General features: G+C 52.6%; 17 protein-coding genes. 9 read left to right on the top strand and 8 right to left on the bottom strand.

Features of this window, described 5'->3' with window-relative positions; genetic code table 11:
• Nucleotides 1-19 precede the first annotated feature (19 nt).
• The 6 genes from BUA85_RS10440 to BUA85_RS10465 form a co-directional block, all read right to left on the bottom strand.
• Nucleotides 20-706: a tyrosine-type recombinase/integrase gene (locus BUA85_RS10440; protein WP_242649046.1), complete on the bottom strand. Its 687-nt coding sequence runs from the start codon at nt 704-706 to the stop codon at nt 20-22.
• Nucleotides 707-798: 92 nt separating this feature from the next.
• Entirely contained in the window at nt 799-1,449 is a 651-nt protein-coding gene (locus tag BUA85_RS10445) for an aspartate/glutamate racemase family protein (protein ID WP_072900912.1), read from the bottom strand.
• Complete coding sequence (locus tag BUA85_RS10450; protein WP_072900913.1) at nt 1,449-2,288, bottom strand: ABC transporter permease; 840 nt, start codon at nt 2,286-2,288, stop codon at nt 1,449-1,451. The genes BUA85_RS10445 and BUA85_RS10450 overlap by 1 nt, the downstream gene beginning before the upstream one ends.
• Before the next feature lie 2 nt (nt 2,289-2,290).
• Complete coding sequence (locus BUA85_RS10455) at nt 2,291-3,235, bottom strand: ABC transporter permease (protein WP_083526251.1); 945 nt, start codon at nt 3,233-3,235, stop codon at nt 2,291-2,293.
• Entirely contained in the window at nt 3,211-4,476 is a 1,266-nt protein-coding gene (locus BUA85_RS10460) for an ABC transporter substrate-binding protein (protein ID WP_110559091.1), read from the bottom strand. Before BUA85_RS10460 ends, BUA85_RS10455 begins: the two co-directional genes overlap by 25 nt.
• A 36-nt stretch (nt 4,477-4,512) precedes the next feature.
• On the bottom strand, nt 4,513-5,496 hold the full coding sequence (locus BUA85_RS10465; RefSeq protein ID WP_072901453.1) for an ABC transporter ATP-binding protein: 984 nt from the start codon (nt 5,494-5,496) through the stop codon (nt 4,513-4,515).
• A gap of 218 nt (nt 5,497-5,714) precedes the next feature.
• On the opposite strand from BUA85_RS10465, the gene BUA85_RS10470 reads away from it, so the two are divergent.
• Nucleotides 5,715-6,407, top strand: a complete 693-nt coding sequence (locus BUA85_RS10470; protein ID WP_423219907.1) for a GntR family transcriptional regulator — start codon at nt 5,715-5,717, stop codon at nt 6,405-6,407.
• Between the two features lie 133 nt (nt 6,408-6,540).
• Here the strand turns inward: BUA85_RS10470 and BUA85_RS10475 are convergent, their stop codons facing one another.
• Nucleotides 6,541-7,455, bottom strand: a complete 915-nt coding sequence (locus BUA85_RS10475) for a LysR substrate-binding domain-containing protein (protein WP_072900919.1) — start codon at nt 7,453-7,455, stop codon at nt 6,541-6,543.
• A gap of 176 nt (nt 7,456-7,631) precedes the next feature.
• Between BUA85_RS10475 and ugpB the strand changes: the two genes are divergently transcribed.
• The 4 genes from ugpB to BUA85_RS10495 are packed head-to-tail and all read left to right on the top strand — an operon-like array spanning nt 7,632 to nt 11,808.
• A complete protein-coding gene (ugpB, locus tag BUA85_RS10480; protein ID WP_072901455.1) occupies nt 7,632-8,942 on the top strand; it encodes a sn-glycerol-3-phosphate ABC transporter substrate-binding protein UgpB in 1,311 nt (436 codons plus the stop codon).
• 59 nt (nt 8,943-9,001) lie between these two features.
• Nucleotides 9,002-9,883, top strand: coding sequence for a sn-glycerol-3-phosphate ABC transporter permease UgpA (gene ugpA, locus BUA85_RS10485; protein ID WP_072900921.1), 882 nt, complete (start codon nt 9,002-9,004; stop codon nt 9,881-9,883).
• Between the two features lie 17 nt (nt 9,884-9,900).
• Nucleotides 9,901-10,737, top strand: a complete 837-nt coding sequence (ugpE, locus tag BUA85_RS10490; protein WP_072901457.1) for a sn-glycerol-3-phosphate ABC transporter permease UgpE — start codon at nt 9,901-9,903, stop codon at nt 10,735-10,737.
• Nucleotides 10,738-10,740: 3 nt separating this feature from the next.
• Nucleotides 10,741-11,808 carry a sn-glycerol-3-phosphate import ATP-binding protein UgpC gene (locus BUA85_RS10495; protein WP_072900923.1) on the top strand — a complete coding sequence of 356 codons (1,068 nt, stop codon included), beginning with the start codon at nt 10,741-10,743 and terminating at the stop codon, nt 11,806-11,808.
• Between the two features lie 547 nt (nt 11,809-12,355).
• On the opposite strand, the gene BUA85_RS10505 is transcribed toward BUA85_RS10495, so the two are convergent.
• A complete protein-coding gene (locus BUA85_RS10505) occupies nt 12,356-13,450 on the bottom strand; it encodes a tyrosine-type recombinase/integrase (RefSeq protein WP_072900925.1) in 1,095 nt (364 codons plus the stop codon).
• Nucleotides 13,451-13,815: 365 nt separating this feature from the next.
• On the opposite strand from BUA85_RS10505, the gene BUA85_RS10510 reads away from it, so the two are divergent.
• From BUA85_RS10510 to BUA85_RS10525, 4 genes are all read left to right on the top strand, one after another.
• A complete protein-coding gene (locus tag BUA85_RS10510) occupies nt 13,816-14,238 on the top strand; it encodes a helix-turn-helix domain-containing protein (protein ID WP_072900927.1) in 423 nt (140 codons plus the stop codon).
• Between the two features lie 3 nt (nt 14,239-14,241).
• Nucleotides 14,242-14,538, top strand: a complete 297-nt coding sequence (locus BUA85_RS10515; protein WP_072900929.1) for a hypothetical protein — start codon at nt 14,242-14,244, stop codon at nt 14,536-14,538.
• A 142-nt stretch (nt 14,539-14,680) separates the two neighbouring features.
• Nucleotides 14,681-15,907 (top strand): DNA cytosine methyltransferase, encoded by a 1,227-nt coding sequence (locus BUA85_RS10520; protein WP_072900931.1) that lies wholly within the window; start codon nt 14,681-14,683, stop codon nt 15,905-15,907.
• Nucleotides 15,908-18,409: an ATP-binding protein gene (locus BUA85_RS10525; RefSeq protein WP_072900933.1), complete on the top strand. Its 2,502-nt coding sequence runs from the start codon at nt 15,908-15,910 to the stop codon at nt 18,407-18,409.
• Nucleotides 18,410-18,439 lie beyond the last annotated feature (30 nt).

The following is an 18,439-nucleotide window of genomic DNA, read 5'->3' on the forward strand; positions in this document are numbered from 1 at the left end:
AGTGACAATCTCTTCCGGTTTATGACGCTTGATTCCCATATCTGATCCTCCGTTTCCTAACTATAGGGGCGGACCACTTCAAAGGGGGAGGATCAGCAAGGGCATCTTCCAATTCAACGCCGAGATACCGGACGGCGCTGTCCATTTTTGTATGCCCAAGTAGGAGCTGGACCGCCCTTAGGTTGCCAGTCTTCTTGTAGATCTGTGTGACTTTGGTCCTTCGCACCGAATGCGTTCCATACGCGCTGGCCTCCAGACCGATCGACATGACCCAATCCCGGACGATCCGGGCATACTGGCGTGTCGAGATGTGCAGACGTTCATGGAACCGACCCGGCCATAGGTACTCCGAGCCGACCATGAGTTCATCCTCCATCCACTTTTCTACAGAGGCGCGTGTGCCTTCGGATATCTTAAACCGCACGGGTTTCTTGTTCTTGCTTTGTAGTACAGATGCCCGTTCTTTGATCTGACCAGACGCCATGACGTCGACGACTTTCATCTTCACAAGGTCGCAACCGCGCAGCTTGCTGTCGATCGCCATGTTGAATAGTGCAAGGTCGCGATGATTTTCGGCCAATTCAAGTCGGACCCGGATCGCCCAGACATATTTTGGATTCAACGGTCGCTTCTGGCCGACGATCCGCCCCTTGTTCCAAGCGGGACGGAGTGCGCGAATGGCTGGTAGGTTCAGTGTGGTTTCCATGGCTGATCCTCCGATCCGCCATGTCCTCCCAGAACGACAACCCCGCGTTGCCATTTCGACGGTAGCACAAATCTCAAAAGAGCCTTCGGGCCTTAATCTATCCGACGCATCCACAGCATGCATCGCGCCGCGCATTCGACGGGATCAATAACCGTAGTAGACAGTTTGCTTCTAACCGTATCTGCGACTTCGACCATGCCTGCACAGCCAAGAATGATTGCGGATATGTCGTCTTCTTGTTCCGCAAGCAGAGCTTCTTGTGCAACCACCTTACAGGCACGTTTGGTGTTCGTTTCTAATTCCAGAACCGGAATTTCCGACGCGCGGACCTTCGATAAAACGTGATCGAACCCATACCGTTCAATATTTGACTGAATGATGGGCTTTGAGACTGAAAGAGTTGTTATGACGCTGAAACGCCAGTTTCTGAGGGCCGCATAGTGATAGGATGCCTGGCCAATGCCGATCACCGGGCAATCTGCCAAGCCTGCTGCGACCTCAAGCGCAGTGTCATCAAAGCACCCAATAATGATGCCGTTAGCGCCTTGCGAGGACGCTTGCTGGACCAACTTGAGCAATGGCGCGCGCGCAGCTTCTCCGTCGGTGACGCCTTGAATAGCAGGAGGGCCATCATGTGAGGTCCAGCCCTCGAACGCCAACTTGGGAGCTGACCTGCGTGCTTGGGCGAGCATGGCATCAGTCATTGAGCGCGTGCTGTTGGGGTTTATGATGATCACAGCCATCAGATCATGCCTTTGCCAGCATCGGACCCTTGGCGTGCGCGGCGGTGGTTCAATAGCCAAACGACAAGCAGAAAGACACCGATCACAAGCAGGGAAAACACGGTCGTCAGCGTGCCCAAGGCGAACAACACCGGCGTAGTCACGTTAGTCGTCATGCCGAAAATCTCGAGCGGCAGCGTGTTGTAGCTGCCGGAGGTCAGCAAGGTTCGGGCGAATTCGTCGTAGCTGAGCGTGAAGCCGAAGAGAGCAACTCCGATCAGTGAAGGCGCGATAATGGGCAGCACTACATGACGGATGACCTGCCACGGACTTGCCCCCAGATCACGTGCGGCTTCCTCGTAAGAGCGGTCAAAACGATTGAATACAGCGAACATGATCAGCAAGCCGAACGGCAATGTCCAAGTCAGCTGCGCGCCAAAACCGGAGCTCGACCAGTGCACTGGCAGGCCGGATTGTGACCAGATGAGTCCAACGCCCAGAGATATCAGGATTGAAGGGATCACCAGCGACGTAATGATGAGGTAGAACAGGACCGTGGACCCTGCAAAGCGCTTGCGAAAGGCCAGCCCGCCCATGACCGAGACCACAACAGTCGTCACCATCACCATTAGTCCCAGCACCAGTGAGCGGCTGAATGATCCCCATATATCGCCCACGGCTTGTTGTTCGAACAGGTCACGGAACCAATGCAGCGAAACGCCACGCATCGGGAAGGTCAAACCGCCGCCCGGGCCTTGGAACGACAGAATCCCAATCGTCACGGTTGGGCCGTAAAGAAAGATCAGGAACAGCACGAAGAAGGCTGTCAGCGCGTAAAATGATTTAGGCCGCGGCTCCATGATCACAGTTCCTTCCGGATATCGACGAGCCGTAGAAGCGTTCCGATCAGGATAAGAACCGTAACCAGCAGGATCACAGCGGTTGCTGACGCAGACGGGTATTGCAGCAGGGCAATGTCATTCTGGATCAGACGCCCCATGTTGGCGGATTGACTACCTGACATGAAACGCACCGTGATGAAATCGCCCATTACAAGTGCCACGACAAAGATTGTTCCGATCATGATCCCTGGTTTGGTAAGCGGAATGATCACATGCCGAAGCGTCTGCCAACCAGTTGCCCCCGCGTCTACCGCCGCCTCGATCAGAGATTTGTCGATCCGCATCATGGTGTTGAAGATGGGGACGACCATGAACAGCGTGTAGAGATGCACGAAGGCGAGGACGACGCTGAAATCGCTGAAAAGCAGCCATTCCAGCGGTTCATCAATGACACCCATGGAAATCAGCGTCGAATTGGCAATCCCATTGCGCCCGAGAAAGGGGATCCATGAGATCATCCGGATAATGTTCGAGGTCAGAAACGGGATCGTGCAGAGTAAAAACAGCGCGATCTGCCAGGTCAGGCTTCGGATGTGAAACGCCAAATAGTAAGCGACCGTAAACCCGATCAGCAGGGTGAAAGCCCATGTGATCGCGGCGTATTTGAACGTGTTGAAAAAGACCCGGTACGTCACATCCGAGGTCAACAGGAATTCATAATTGTCGAACAGAAATGCAGGGTAGATCGACCATTCAGTAGCGCCCCAGAAACTGACAACTACGATCATGACGATCGGGAGCACCAGAAAGACTACCAGCACAAGCGCTAGTGGCGCCGCCAAAAGCCAACCTATGACTGTATTGTTCCGCAAACCTGCCCCTGCCGTCTGTCCAAGGGTTTCTGTGTGCCGGAGGGCTAAAGCCCTCCGACGTGCATCGCTTAGGCTGCGATGAACTCGTTCCATTTGCGGACCATGTACTGGTTCTCGTCCATGACGGAGTTCCAGCAGACCACAGAGCCCATACGCTCGAGGAAGGAGCCGCCATCGCGGACTTCGCCGGGCCCGGCGAGCTTGGCGCCTGTCGGGGAGACGATATCGCCTTTGGATTCCTTGCCTTCGTACCAGTAGCCCCACTCATCTTCGGACATGAACTCTTTGGAGGTGCTTGGCACAGCAGAGTAATAGCCCTGACGCATCAGATAGCCGCCGACCCAGCCGGAGAGATACCAGTTGATGTACTCATAGGCCGCATCCAGTTCCATGCCCGACAGCGAGGCCGAGAGACCCAAGCCGCCACCCCAGGAGCGATAGCCCTCTTCAAGCGGCTGGTAGACACATGGGATGCCTTGGCTGCGGACAGCCGTGATCGCAGGCGACCACATGGACTGGATGACGACTTCGCCCGATGCCATGAGGTTCACGGATTCGTCGAAGGATTTCCAGAAGGCGCGGAACTGACCATTCTTCTTGGCCTCGGTGAAGATGCCAAGCGTCAGGTCGATCTCCTCTTTGGTCATGTTGCCTTTGTCGGGGTAGGTGTATTCGCCCATGGATTCCACGACGAGCGCCATATCCATGATCCCGATGGACGAGATGTCGAGGATCGAGGCCTTGCCTTTGAACTCGGGGTTCAGAAGCTCAGACCAGTTGTTGATCGGGCGGCCGATCAGGTCGGGGCGAATGCCCAACGTGTCGGCGTTGTAGATCGTCGGGATCAGGGTCATCCACCCCGACTCCTCCTGCACAAAGTCCTTGCCGTTCACACCGGATGTAAAGCCAACCGTGTGCGGCGCAGTGCCTTGTGCGATCGTGCTTTCGGGCGTCAGAAGACCGCTGCGGAAGGTGCCCGCGATGTTGTCGTATTGGGCAATCTTGGAAGTGTCCATCGCCTGCAGGTTGCCTGCGGCCCAGACTTTTTTACAGATAAAGTATTCGATATCCGCGATATCAAAGCTATTGGGCTGTGTCGCCGCTCGTTGGGTCACGCTGTCGGTGTCCAGGGCGGTCATTTCCAGATTGAAGCCCAAATCCTCTTTGACTTTCAGGGCTACGTCGTTCAGATTCGACACCCCGGTGCCAAACTGGCGCAAGGTGATGTCTTTCGTCTCTTGCCCCCATACCATTGGAGCCGGAAGCGCGGCGGCCGCCACCGCCGCGCCACCCGACTTTAGAAGTGAGCGACGCGAATAGCGTACTTTGGAGATTGTCGTCATGGTTCGTCCTCTCTGTTGAACGGTTCGTTATCCAGCCAAGGCATGTGCTGCCTCAGCCTCCCAGTCGAGGCCGATTGCCTCGCCCAACTCCTTCGGATTGCCGAAGAAATCCTTGTCAGACAGCAGCGCGGTAACTTCCTGCGCGCCAGGAACGGCGGCGGTAAGAGCGACATGCGTGCCTTGGTATTCGATGTTTGTGATGGTGCCCGGCAGCTTTGCTCCGGTCTGGTCCGTCACCTTCATGGCATCAGACCGCACAGCGACCAAGCCTTCGGGCATAACAACCACGTTGTGCGATCCCAGAAACCGCGCCACAAAGGCAGTACTGGGCGCGTCAAAGACCGCGCGTGTTTTGCCTGCCTGCTCAATCCTGGCGTCGTTCATCACGACGATCTCGTCGGCCAGCGCCAAGGCCTCATCCTGACCATGGGTGACATGGACAAAAGTTAGCCCCAGTTCCCGCTGCAGCTTTTTTAGCTCTGCCCGCATACGTATCCGCAGAAAAGGATCGAGGGCAGACAACGGTTCATCCAGCAACAAGACATCTGGTTTTGTAATCAAGGCCCGCGCCAGGGCCGCGCGCTGTTGCTGCCCCCCGGAAAGCTGTGCAGGCAGACGGTCCGTCATGGCTGTCATATCAACGAGCTCCAAAAGCTCGTTGGCTCGGGCGTGACGCGTGCCTTTGTCGACGCCTTTCATCGTCAGGCTGAAGGCTACATTGTCAAGCACACTAAGATGCGGGAACAGTGCATAGTTCTGAAACATCATTGCGGTGCCCCGCTTGGCAGGTGGCAATGTCGAGATGTCCCGGCCCCCAAGGGTAATCGCCCCATCCGAAGCAGTTTCATGTCCGGCAATCATACGCAGTGTCGAAGACTTCCCGCACCCTGACGGCCCCAAAAGACAAGCATAGGTTCCCGCATCGAAATGGTAGCTGATCGCGTCAACTGCGACCGTAGCGCCGTAGCGCTTCGTCAGGCTGATCAGTTCGAGATCGATCTTTTGAGTCATGCCGCCCCCAGATGTAGTGCCGAAACGCTGCCTCAAGCCCATTGTTGCAACAAAGGTGAATCTGCCAAACTTGTAAAAGCGCTTCTCCGACCTGCTAGAAATCAAGCAGGGCCATGCAAGTTTGTGCAATAAACAGGCAAAACTTGTATACAATCTGACCTCAGATTGTATGGGGTGTTGCCCCGAACCGGCCCGGTCAGCAGGGTTCTGGCGAAGGAATCGATATGTCAAACATCACCAAAGAGAAGCTAGCTGCAGAAGACATTGCCGCACAGCTGACAAACGCTGTGCATGAGCATCGGCTCAAGCCCGGAGCTAAGCTGCGCGAAGATGAGGTGAGCGACGTCTTTGGCGTCAGCCGGACTGTCGTCAGGCAGGCTTTGCGAGCACTGGCGTTTGAAGGCCTGCTGACAATCGAAAGGAACCGTGGGGCGTTCGTATCAAAGCCTTCGCTGAAGGAGGCCCATGAAGTCTTTCAGGCCCGCGCGCTGTTGGAACCCAGCACAGCGCGAGCCGCCGCCGAGCGCACAACAGCTGCTGATATTGTCCTGCTTGAACGGCACATCAAGGAAGAGCATGAGGCGCTTGATCAAGATCGGCCCGGTCTGGCATTGAAGCTTTCGGGGGACTTTCATCTGGAAATCGCCCGAATTGCGGATCAGCAAACGATTGAGCAATTCCTAAAACAGCTCGTGTCCCGTTCCTCGCTGGTTATCGCGCTCTACTGGAAACGGCGCAATGCCTTGTGCGAAAGCAACGCCCACCACGCCCTTGTTGATGCATTGCGCAACCATGACGGTTCCGCCGCCGAAGAACTTATGAAGGGCCACCTTCTGGACATCTATTCCCAGCTCGATTTGCGCGAATATGATGAGGGGGCAACGTCTTTGAAAGAGGCGTTGCGGAAATAAAGAACTTTCGAAACGCAGTCGGTTTTTTTCACTTAAACGAGACGTCACAGCGAATGTCAGGAATGGGGGCTGCAGCTGCGGCATTGATAGGTGCCAGCCAATGACCGCTCTGGGCCGGTTTGCGCCTGTGATTTCAATCCTTCGTTAGCTGGTAAGGGGATAAACTAGCTTCGAAGTACTCTATGAATTCGAGGGTCAAGAGAGACGGTTTCTTTAGGATTGGCCGAACCAATGAAAGGGAATGCGGTAAAGATGGATAGAACGGTCGGGAACAAAGACCGCTTTCCCTATATTTGACCGCATCCAGCTCGCTGACGATTGCCACTCCTGCGCCGTTGCAAACCAACTCGCAAGCGGCAGTAAATTGTCTAACTTCCACGCGCGGCTGAATAGGAACATGTGCATCGCTAAATGCCTTCGAAATTTGGTGGTAGAAGTCGCTGTCGCGGTGGGGTTGAATGAAGTCTTTGCCAACTAAGTCCTGAGGAGTGACGGTCTCTAGCTTCCCTAGGTCATCTCCCGTCGGAAAGACGCAAACGGTTCGAATGTCCACGTTTATGCTCTCGACTGCGGGGTGACCCGTGAAGCCATCAGTGATCCCAAAATCATATTGCTCGCCGATCATCCACTCCAAGATGCGTTCTGGGCGATCTGGTTCGATCGTCATTCTTACACCTGGTCGCTTCTCCAGAAACTTTGAGACAACACCGGGCAAATGGCTGGTTGCGAAACCGGGCAAACAGGCAACGCGAAGATGACCGGCTTGCCGGTTGGTGATGTCTTTGCTGACCTCCGAAATTTGCGACATCAGTTCCAAAACGCGCTGAATATCCGGCTGTAGCAATCGGGTTTCTTGCGTTGGAATCAAACGACCGTCTCGTTTGTCTAGAAGCTGAAAATCGAACTCTTTTGAAAGGTCAGAAAGCAATCGACTGGTCGCGGGTTGGCTAATTCCAAGGTCCGCGGCCGCAGCTGTCACAGAACCGTTGAGAATCACGGCCATAAGGGCCTCGAGCTGACGGATCCGAAGGGTGCGAGATTTTGACATAATGAGGTACCTAATCGATGAGCTTTCGCTTCATAACATCTTGTTATGCGAATTCAACAATTTGCACGCTTGCATTATGGATCGGTGGAGCTAAGCTCGGAATCTCCAACAGCTGCTGCCAATTCAACACGCGCACAGAAACAATTTCGCATCTGAAAGATGCCAGGGAGGAAACCATGAAAAAGTTATTGATCGGCGCTATTGCCGGCTCAACGTTATTATCGCCAATCGCGGCAATGGCTCAAACCGAAGTTCAATTTTGGCATGCCTTCACAGGTCGACTGGGTGAGCTTGTTGCGGCCCAAGTTGAAGAGTTCAACGCTAGCCAATCCGACTACGTCGTTGTCCAAAGTCATAAGGGCAACTACTCCGAAACACTGAACGCTGGGATCGCTGCGTTCCGCGCCCAAGAACAACCTCACATCCTGATGGTGTTCGAGGTCGGTACGGCCACAATGATGGCGGCCGAAGGTGCGGTTCGCCCAGTCTATGAAGTCATGGGCGAAAGTGGCGCAACCTTTGACCCGGATGCCTACATCGGTGCGGTTAAGGGCTATTACACATCCACAGATGGCGACATGCTATCGCTGCCCTTTAACTCATCCACACCTGTTCTTTGGGTGAACCGTAACGCGTTTGAAGCGGCTGGTGTCGATCCTGACATGGACCTGTCCACTTGGGAAAACGTGGGTGCTGCATTGGATGCATTGAAAGCAGGTGGCGAAGATTGCCCGCTTGTGACCGCATGGCAAAGCTGGATCCATCTTGAAAACTTCTCAGCTTATCATGACGTGCCATTTGCAAGCAAAGACAACGGATTTTCTGGTCTGGATACTGAGTTGATGCTGAATGGCCCAGCTCAGATTGCTCACCTAACTGCGATGCAAGAATGGGCGCAGGACGGCAAGTTCATCTACACAGGTCGGCGAAACGAAGGTGGTGCAAACTTCCGTGCAGGTGAGTGCGCTCTCTTTACCGAAAGCTCTGCCGGCTACGCAGGTATCAGTTCCGAAGCTGAATTCGACTTTGATGTGCGCCCGTTGCCGTACTGGAAGGCCGTTGCGGATGAGCCGCAAAATACGATTATCGGTGGCGCCTCTTTGTGGGTAATGGCAGGGCATGATGCCGAAGAATACAAGGGCGCAGGGGAATTCCTTTCCTTCTTGTCCTCTTCAGATGTTCAAGCATCTTGGCACCAGAACACTGGCTATCTGCCGATCACTGCAGAAGCAGGTGAAGCGACAAAGGCCGCAGGTTTCTATGAAGCCAACCCAGGCACAGACATCGCTGTTATGCAGATGACGGCGAATGAACCAACAGCAAACTCGAAAGGTTTGCGTCTTGGTTCATTTGACCAGATCCGCGGTATCATCGACGAAGAGCTTGAGGCCATCTGGTCTGGCGACAAGTCACCGCAAGAGGCGATGGACAGTGCGAAAGAGCGCGGCGATGCCCTACTACGCCGGTTCGAACAAGCCAACGGCTAATCAGCTAACACTGCGTGCGGGCCGAAATTGGCCCGCACCAAATTTACTGGGGACGAGCATTGGAAAAACGGGTCACATTCCGTGGCTGGCTGCTGCCAATCCTGCTGATCGCACCACAAGTGATCATTTCTGCCGTCTTTTTCTTCTATCCGGCCGGTCAGGCGATTTGGCAGTCATTATTCATCCCCGATCCATTTGGCCTATCATCGCAATTTGTCGGCTTTGGTAATTTCGAATTCCTTCTAAGCGACAAATTCTACCGCAAGTCATTTCTGACGACCGCAATTTTCTCAATCCTCGTAACGCTGTGTTCGATGATCCCAGCTTTGTTCTTGGCTGTGATTGCTGACCGGCTGATAAAGGGCTCCGGCGTGTATCGCACGATGTTGATTTGGCCCTACGCCGTCGCGCCTGCCGTAGCCGGTGTTTTGTGGCTCTTCATGTTCAACACCCGCGTTGGCGTCGTGTCTTGGTATCTCGGGCAGCTCGGTTATGATTGGAACCACGTCCTGAACGGCGGAGAGGCAATGGGCCTTGTCGTGGTTGCGTCTGCTTGGGGCCGCATCAGTTATAACTTTCTCTTCTTCTTCGCCGCCCTGCAATCTGTTCCACGATCGGTGATCGAGGCGGCGGCGATCGACGGCGCCCACTTCTGGAGGCGCTTTTTTGGCATTGTGCTTCCACTCATCACCCCTACGGCATTCTTCCTGCTTGTCGTGAATGTGGTCTACGCATTCTTCGAGACTTTCGGCGTTATCCACACGATCACAGCGGGCGGACCGCAGCAATCCACCACCATCCTGGTCTACAAAGTGTTTTCGGATGGCTTTGTCGGCCAAGACTTGGGGTCGTCCTCAGCACAATCCGTCATCTTGTTGGTCGTCGTTGGGCTGCTGACTGTGATTCAATTCAAGTATGTTGAAAAAAGGGTGCACTACTGATGGCCCAGCAACACGGAATGGTGGAAAAACGAGGGCTTGGTATTTGGATGACCCATGCTTTCATGATCTTGGGCGTCTTGGTGATCTTTTTTCCAATTTGGTTGGCATTTGTGGCTTCAACTGTCACCCAACCTGAGATCGTAAAGCCGCCAATGCCACTTTGGCCGGGTGATCAGTTTTGGGAAAACTACAGTCGGGCGCTGTTCTCTGGCGTGAATGTTCCCGTCGCGACAATGCTCTTCAACAGTCTCGTTATGGCCATTGGCATTGCTGTGGGAAAGATCATTATTTCGCTGCTGTCTGCTTTCGCGATCGTCTACTTCCGGTTTCCGGGCCGTCAAACTTTCTTCTGGATGATATTCATTACATTAATGCTGCCAGTCGAAGTGCGCATCGTTCCTACATTTGAAGTGGTTGCAGGTTTTGGAATGCTCAATAGCTATTATGGTCTGATCTTTCCCTTGATTGCCTCTGCCACTGCGACATTCCTGTTCCGACAGTTCTTTCTGACAATTCCAGATGAGCTTGCTGAAGCAGCACGTGTGGATGGCGCACGACCGATGAGGTTCTTTTGGGACATCGTTGTTCCAATGAGCAGGACGAACATTGCCGCCTTGTTTGTGATCCTCTTTATCTATGGCTGGAACCAGTACCTTTGGCCGCTGCTGATCACCACCGATCCAGAAATGAACACCATCGTGATGGGGATCAAACAAATGTTCCCGTCAGGTGACGATGTCGCTGAATGGCCGGTGATCATGGCGACGTCGATCCTTGCGATGATCCCGCCAGTGATCGTTGTGGTTTCAATGCAAAAACTCTTCGTCCGCGGCCTAGTTGATAGCGAGAAATAACCAATGGCAACTGTCTCCCTCAAGGATATCAAAAAGAGCTTCGGCTCCACCGACGTGATCCACGGGATCGATATGGATATCGAAGACGGTGAGTTCATTGTCATCGTCGGCCCATCGGGCTGTGGCAAATCAACATTGCTGCGGATGGTTGCTGGGCTCGAAACTGTCACGTCTGGCGACGTGATGATCGGTGGGGAACGCGCCAATGACAAGGAACCGATGGATCGTGATATCGCGATGGTCTTCCAAAATTACGCGCTCTATCCGCATATGTCCGTGCGTCAGAACATGGGGTACGGGCTCAAAATCGCGGGACTTCCGAAGGATCAAATAGAAGCCAAAGTTCAAGAAGCGGCAAAGCTGCTGCAGTTGGAGCCACTGCTTGACCGCAAACCCCGCCAATTATCGGGCGGGCAAAGACAAAGGGTCGCGATGGGGCGTGCAATCGTTCGCGAGCCGGCCGTGTTCCTTTTCGATGAACCGCTTTCAAATTTGGATGCAAAGTTGCGCGTCCAGATGCGATTAGAAATCCGAGAGCTGCAAGCAAATCTTGGCATTACGTCACTATACGTGACACATGATCAGGTGGAGGCAATGACAATGGCCGATCGCATGATCGTCATGAACGGCGGTGTCGCTGAACAAATTGGGTCTCCTCTTGAGGTGTATGAAAAGCCGAGAACTTTGTTCGCAGCTCAGTTCATTGGAAGCCCGGCCATGAACATTTTTGATGCGAATATATCGGACGGGAAGGTCAAAATTGCTGATCAAGTGATTGCGCGAACCGACGGCCCTGACGGCGCCGTCAAAGTGGGCATCCGCCCTGAACATTTGGAACAGGATGCCGGAGGACCGATTAGGACCTTTATTCAAATGTCTGAGCCCCTGGGGGCCAACACTTTGCTCCATGGTAAATTGGCAAGCGAAGCTTCGGCGATAACTGTCAGCCTTTCTGGGGTGCATACCATTGACCCAAGCGGAAAAGAGATGGCCTTTAAGGTCACGCCGGAAAATCTCCATTTGTTCGACATCCAGTCAGGGCGACGGCTCGCGAGGTCAACAGGTTCCTAAATTCTGCTTCACTAAGCATCGCTCAATACATCCGTTCGCGTTCACATGACTTTGGCTGCGCGAGATTTGATCCATTGTGCAAGTCGATTGGCGCGAAAGATCAAGGCTGCAAATCACTGCAGCGGATGGTCCATTCGACGTCTATCTTCTTTTCAAAAAATGATCCTAGTCCTGCTTGAGACATGATCTGAATGTCCGGTTCGACGGGCTGCGCTGCAGCATCGCGGGCATCCGGTGAACGTCGGCTTGGGGCGAGGCCAGACCATCCTAAAACAACGAGAAAGGATCAAACGAAAGACCATCGAAACGCGACGCTTGCTTCACAGCAAATCCGCCGCATAATTAAACCAACGAGATGAGCCTGACCCTCTCTTAGCTCAAGCGCCCATCTGTTCCAAAATCCCTGACGACGGACAAAAGCTGGCGGGACTTTTTGCAAGCTTCCGCACAACGTAACGTAAATAAGCCATATTTTTCAGGTGGTTTTGGCGACCCCGGCAGGATTCGAACCTGCAACCTGCCCCTTAGGAGGGATGCGTTCATAGCGCTATTCCTTATGTGATTTCTGCTGCTTGGGTGATTGTACAGGGTCATCCTGTACGTGATTTGTACGAAAACGAGCCCTGATGTCGGCCTCATCGGTCTCTGCGTGGGCATAGATTCGCATGGGCAAATTGGGGTCTGACCAGCGTCCAGCCTTGGCCGCCGTGACGGGATCGACGCCCTGACGGACAACAAGCTCCGTGAAGAAGCCGTGCCGTCCAGCTGGATGCGCTGATAGGTACGGAATGCCCGCCCGCCTGCAAATTGTCTTCCAGCGCGTGTTGTATCCGGTTGAGCTGCCATAGCCAAAAACACGCGCCTTCATCAGTTTACCGGTCTTCCGGTTCTTCGGGCGCTTCGGTGGCAGTGCGAGAAGTTCGTCCATCATCTGAGGCGAAACAGTGATCCAACTTTCCGGATGCCCCTTCTGCGCCTTCACGCGAACTTTGTTTTCGTGCGGTCGAAGGTCATCAGGCTCCAACGATACGGCCTGATCAATACGCGCGGCCGTCTCGAACATGAAACGGACCAGTGCAGCATTGTACGGATCAGCGGCACGGCAAAATGCCTCGATCCATTCCTTATCAGCTGGCGTGCGCTCGACGCGGCTAAGCTTCCCCCGTCGCTTGTCCTGCGCGATCCGCTCGAACTTGTCGTACGGCTTCACGCGGATCAGCGGCGTCCCCTCCAGTTCGTGCGAATTGTTGATGACAGCACTCGCGGGCGTCACAATTTCACGCCACCAGGTATCGGTCGACGCCTTGGGTTTCAGCTTTGGTCCAAGGCTCTTCAATAGCGCGCCAGAAATCGCGCCTAACGACAGGTCGCCGATTGCTTCGACAATCGGGATCAACTGCTTCGCTGCCTTAGGCGATGCGTTGTAGAGCATAATAGCATCGGAGAACGTCTTGCTCGGTTCGTCGCCCACGACATAGCGACGGATCTGACGTTCGGTCTCATGGTTTATCCAGTCCCGTGCGCCCTCTTCTGTAGATGCCTTAGTGCTTCGCCGGTATGGGCCGGCGATTGGCCTGCCGTTGTATTCAATCCACCCCTTGGCCCAGTAGACACGGCCCCTCTTGTAAATTTGGAGCGGCATGACTGGCCTCCTTCAAAAATCGTATCAATCTGCGCGGGCGTGATGAGCATGGTCCGCCCAAGGCGATAGAATGCGCCCGTCTCATTTGCTCGCTCGCGCAAAGTCCGCTCTGAAATATCGATCCCCATCCCGGCCATGACTTCGACCCACTGGGCGGGCGTTTTCCCAAGCCCCAGGATCTGAGAGCTGTCTGAATAGTTGGTCTCTGCCATTTCAGTCGTCCTTGTCCGCTAAAGTTGAATCAGCGACACGCATGGAATCGCTTGTTCTGCACCTTCTGACGTGGTCAGATGGGATTAACTGGAATTTTATGTCATTTTGTGCAGTTTCGCGCAATTTGACAGTCACGTCAATGGGAACCTTGCATGGCGCGGGATTTGAAGGCTGTCTTCTCGGCAATGGGTGCGCGACTTGCGATCGCGCGCAACGAAGTCGGCTTGACGCAAACCGCCATGGCGGACGCGATCGGCGTCTCACACCGCGCCTATCACAGCTACGAAAAAGGCCAGCGCGGCCTTCCTGTTGAGGCCTTGGTAGCGATTTCCGACAAGTTCGACGTGGACGCAGCATGGATCCTTTTGGGCACAAAATCTGTTAGGGCCGCGCATGACTTCGAAGCGCTAAAGAGGATCGAGATTTCGCTCGATCAACACCTCAGTGAGGAAAACATCAAAATTAAGAGCGAGAAGCGCGGAGCAATCGTAGCTCGCTGGTATCAGTCACACGTCGAAGGACGTGAAGTCAGTGACGACGATGTGCACACGTGGATTGAACTCGTCAGGGAGTAAAAAATGAGACACCTGCAGCCAACTAGCCCAAAACTACGCCGTGCAATGATTGAACGTGCAACACGGCGAGCCATCGAACCTCTCAATATCCTAAACGATCTCGCCGTTGTTACGTTTATCGTTTCTGCAACAGGTTTCGTGCGATTTCAGTACTTTGACCCTCTGGATGGATTTACCTTACTTAGTGCCGCTCAGCTTATCATCACGACCATCGCTATGGCGTTTGTGCCATTTTTTTTCGGAGCCATACTCACCCTTGAGCTCGCCCGGCGTCGCTTGGAAGCTATGACCGAATGTTAGGTGAGCTGTGCCAATGTTCTTTACAGATCAATTAACTCGACATGATCCACGCTCTAACAACAATACAATCAGAAAAAACAAAGTACCTGGCGCGCGTACAGTTTCTAACCTATAACAGCCTCATATCAATTGGACTAAACGAATGCGTTTCATCGATCTCTTTGCTGGCTGCGGCGGCCTATCACTGGGCTTATCCCTTTCCGGGTGGAAGGGCGTCTTCGCCATCGAGAAAAATGAAGACGCATTCAAGACACTCATCCACAACTTTCAGAAGAAAAAGAGCATCAGTTTTTCTTGGCCAGAGTGGCTTCCTAAAGAGGCAATGAGTACGTCAGATCTGATTGACAGATACCGCATTGACCTAATCGGACTGCGCGGCACCATAGACATGATTTGCGGTGGCCCTCCGTGTCAGGGCTTTTCTTTTGCAGGTCGCAGGAAAGTTGATGATCCGCGCAATCAGCTTAAGAATGAATACTTAGAGATTGTCGATCTCGTTCGACCCAAATTTCTGATGTTCGAGAACGTAAAGGGTTTCACTGCGCGCTTTCAAAACTCATCGGCCCCAACGCATTCAGAGCAAGTCGAGAAGCAACTTCATGACTTTGATTGGGGGGGGTACAAGACCTTCTCCAAGGTCATAAACGCTTCAGTTTTTGGCGTCCCACAGCCTAGGCCTCGATTTATCCTCATCGCGGTTCGCGCTGACCTACTCCAAGAAGGAGCGACTGTTGATGATCCCTTCGAGGCCATCGAAAGCCATGCAAGAGATTTCAGGGATAGGAAGAAACTCAACGGGCATGAGATAACCGTTAAGGAAGCTATTTCGGACCTAGAAGTGGCATTTTCCGGGACCATACCAAGCGTCGATACCAAAGGCTTTCAGCAAATCGTATACAACCGATCCAAAGGATCCACGTATCAAGCACTGATGAAGGCTGGGGTGAAGAAAGCGGCCTCAGTAAACAGCCTCCGTTTGGCAAAGCACCGACCTGAGACCATCCAAAGGTTTCAAGAAATTCTCGAAACTTGCCCGAAAGGCAAATCGTTGCCAAAAGCATTTCGTGAAAAGTACAACATTCGCAAACAGTGCTTTACCCCGCTGCACCCAGATGAACTGTCGAAAACAATTACAACGCTTCCGGACGACTTACTTCACTATAGCGAACCCCGCATTCTTACTGTGCGTGAATGCGCTCGTCTGCAATCGTTCCCTGATTGGTTTGAATTTTTGGGTAAATACACAACGGGTGGCGCCAGACGTAAACTAGAATGCCCTCGATATACTCAAGTTGGCAACGCGGTTCCCCCGCTCATGGCAGAAGCATTAGGCCATATAATTTTCGAAATGCATGAAAGCATTGGCTAGATGACAAGTGTAAGCAAAGAACTCGCTTTTCGCGCGAACGCGGGCATCAAAGATATTCTTGGTCAAGGACTTATTCTCGATGATAACATCGCGATCATCGAGCTGATCAAGAATGCCAAAGATGCATCCTCTCCGAACGTAAAACTTCGGTTCAAGGATAGGACGAAATCAGCCCCCTCCGAGTTGATCCTTAAGGACTTTGGGGATGGCATGAGCATTGCTGATATTAGCGATAAGTGGCTGAACATCGCCTATTCAGAAAAGAAGGTCGCAAACTCTGAGCGCAACAAGCCTTTCGCTGGGAGCAAGGGTGTAGGACGCTTCTCTTGCGACCGCCTCGGCAAGAAATTGACGCTTTATACCAAGGCTTCCACCGGCGATTTTATCAAGCTACCGATTGAATGGGCTCTTTTTGAAACAGGGATGATCGATGCCGAAATTTCCACAATCAAGCTTCGGTATGAGGTACTATCTAAACAAGAGTTCCTTGATGAGATCGGGGAACCGGACTTCAATACAGGCACGGTCCTAAGGATTTCAGATCTGCGTTCTAGTTGGGATGAACGGAGAATCTTAAGGCTAAGATCAGAGCTTGAAAAATTCATTTCTGACCCAGATTCAAGTTTTGAAGTAACGCTTCAAATCAACGAAGAGCCGGAGCAAAAGATATCAAACTCCGTATTCGAGGATCTAGCGCTACGCACCTACAACATCGAGTCAAACATTGATGCTGCAGGGGATCTATTGACTACCGAACTTCGTTATCACGGGGAACTTGTCTACAGCTACGAAGTTGAAAACCCTTATAAATTTCTGAAGAACATTAGGGTTAGTATTCATTATATGAACTTTAGCTCAAAACTCTTCTTTAAGAGGAAGACTGGATATTCTGCGAACGATTACGGGTCTGTTTTCATGTACTTAAACGGTTTTCGGGTTTCTCCGTTAGGAAACCCGAAAAACGACTGGCTGGGACTAGATCAAAGAAAAACTCAAGGGACGTCGAGATACTTAGGTACGCGCGATGTCATCGGGCAGGTGTCCGTCGTCGATTCTGAGAACCTATTCAAACCAGTCACAAGCCGAGAAGGCTTGGTACAAGACGAACCCTATCGTGAGCTCACAGCTTCAGATCCTGAAGCGAGAGTTAAACTTCGCAATGGCGAGACCGATTATGGCTACATTCCGCACATAATACGCCAACTGGAGCGCTTCATCGTCGACGGGGTTCATTGGGACGGCCTAATGGATCTATCGGATCCAAATCGGAGGAACATCTCCGAGAAGGACATCCGGGCAGACCCAAGCAACTTTGGTATTAGGACGATTGACCAGAGCGCAGTAAAGGATGCCATCGACAAGACACTCAGGACGTCCAATTTCGACATTCGATCGTTCCGCATCAATGAAGAGTTGATCGCGAAATTAGCGCACGAAGCTGAGGACGCCTACAACGAGTACGTACTGTCTTTCATTCAGAACACCACTGATAAGTCGTTTGAAGAGCTAAGCTCTATCGATAAGGGCAATTTTAAGAAGATCGCTCAGCGAAACATGGAGGCGATCAAAGCTGAGAAGGAGGCGCGCCTTGAAGCAATTGCTCAACGAATACGCGCCGAAGAAGCGGAAAGGCGGGCGGAACAAGAGAGGGCTCGCGCTGAACAAGCTGAAAAACAAGAGCATGATGCAAAAGCCCGCGAAGCAACCGCAGCAGCCGCTCGCGACGTTGCTGTTAAGCAAGCTAAGCTAGAAAAAACTGAACGTGAGAAGGTTGAGGCTCGCCTTCGAGTAACTGCCGATGAAAACATGTTTCTTCGTCTGGATGCGACCAAGGATCATGATCACGTATTAAACCTTCACCACCAGACCGCACTTTACAGTTCAATAGCTGCGACAGACGCTGAAAATCTCAAGCACATTCTCCTCGACGAAGACGATTTTGACCGCGATGAAGCACTCGAATACCTCGCATCGATAGAGGAAAGTATTGAAAAGATTTCGAAATTTTCAAACTACGCCACAGGTGGGAAATACAAGGTTGCTCTAAAGTCTGTGAAGGGAAACCTAACCAATTTCGTATCAGAATATCTGGAAGATCTGAAACAAAATCCCTCCGAACTTCGCCGTATCAATGTTGTCAACTCACTGAGTGAAGCCAGTGAGTTCGAGGCCCAGTTTTCGCCGCTAGACGTTATGATCCTAGTCGATAACCTTATATCCAATGCGAAAAGGCACGGTGCGAAAAAAATTGCCTTTCTGCCCTCTCAATCGAAGAGTGGTGTGTTTTGCATTGCCGACAATGGAACAGGATTGGACGCGTCGATCTCTGATCCAAGTCAGATTTTTCACAAGGGCTTTACGACTCGGACCGAGGGGTCAGGTCGCGGACTTTTTCATGTTGCGAACACATTGAGAGCAATCGATTTAGAGATATCAGTTTGCGACGAGCCTATTGATGGATGGTCAGGGCTTGCTTTGGAGGTAACGAGAATTGCTGATTAAGTTTTCGGTATTGTGGGTCGAGGATGACGA

The sequence above is a fragment of the Cognatiyoonia sediminum genome (assembly GCF_900129845.1).
Classification (GTDB): domain Bacteria; phylum Pseudomonadota; class Alphaproteobacteria; order Rhodobacterales; family Rhodobacteraceae; genus Cognatiyoonia; species Cognatiyoonia sediminum.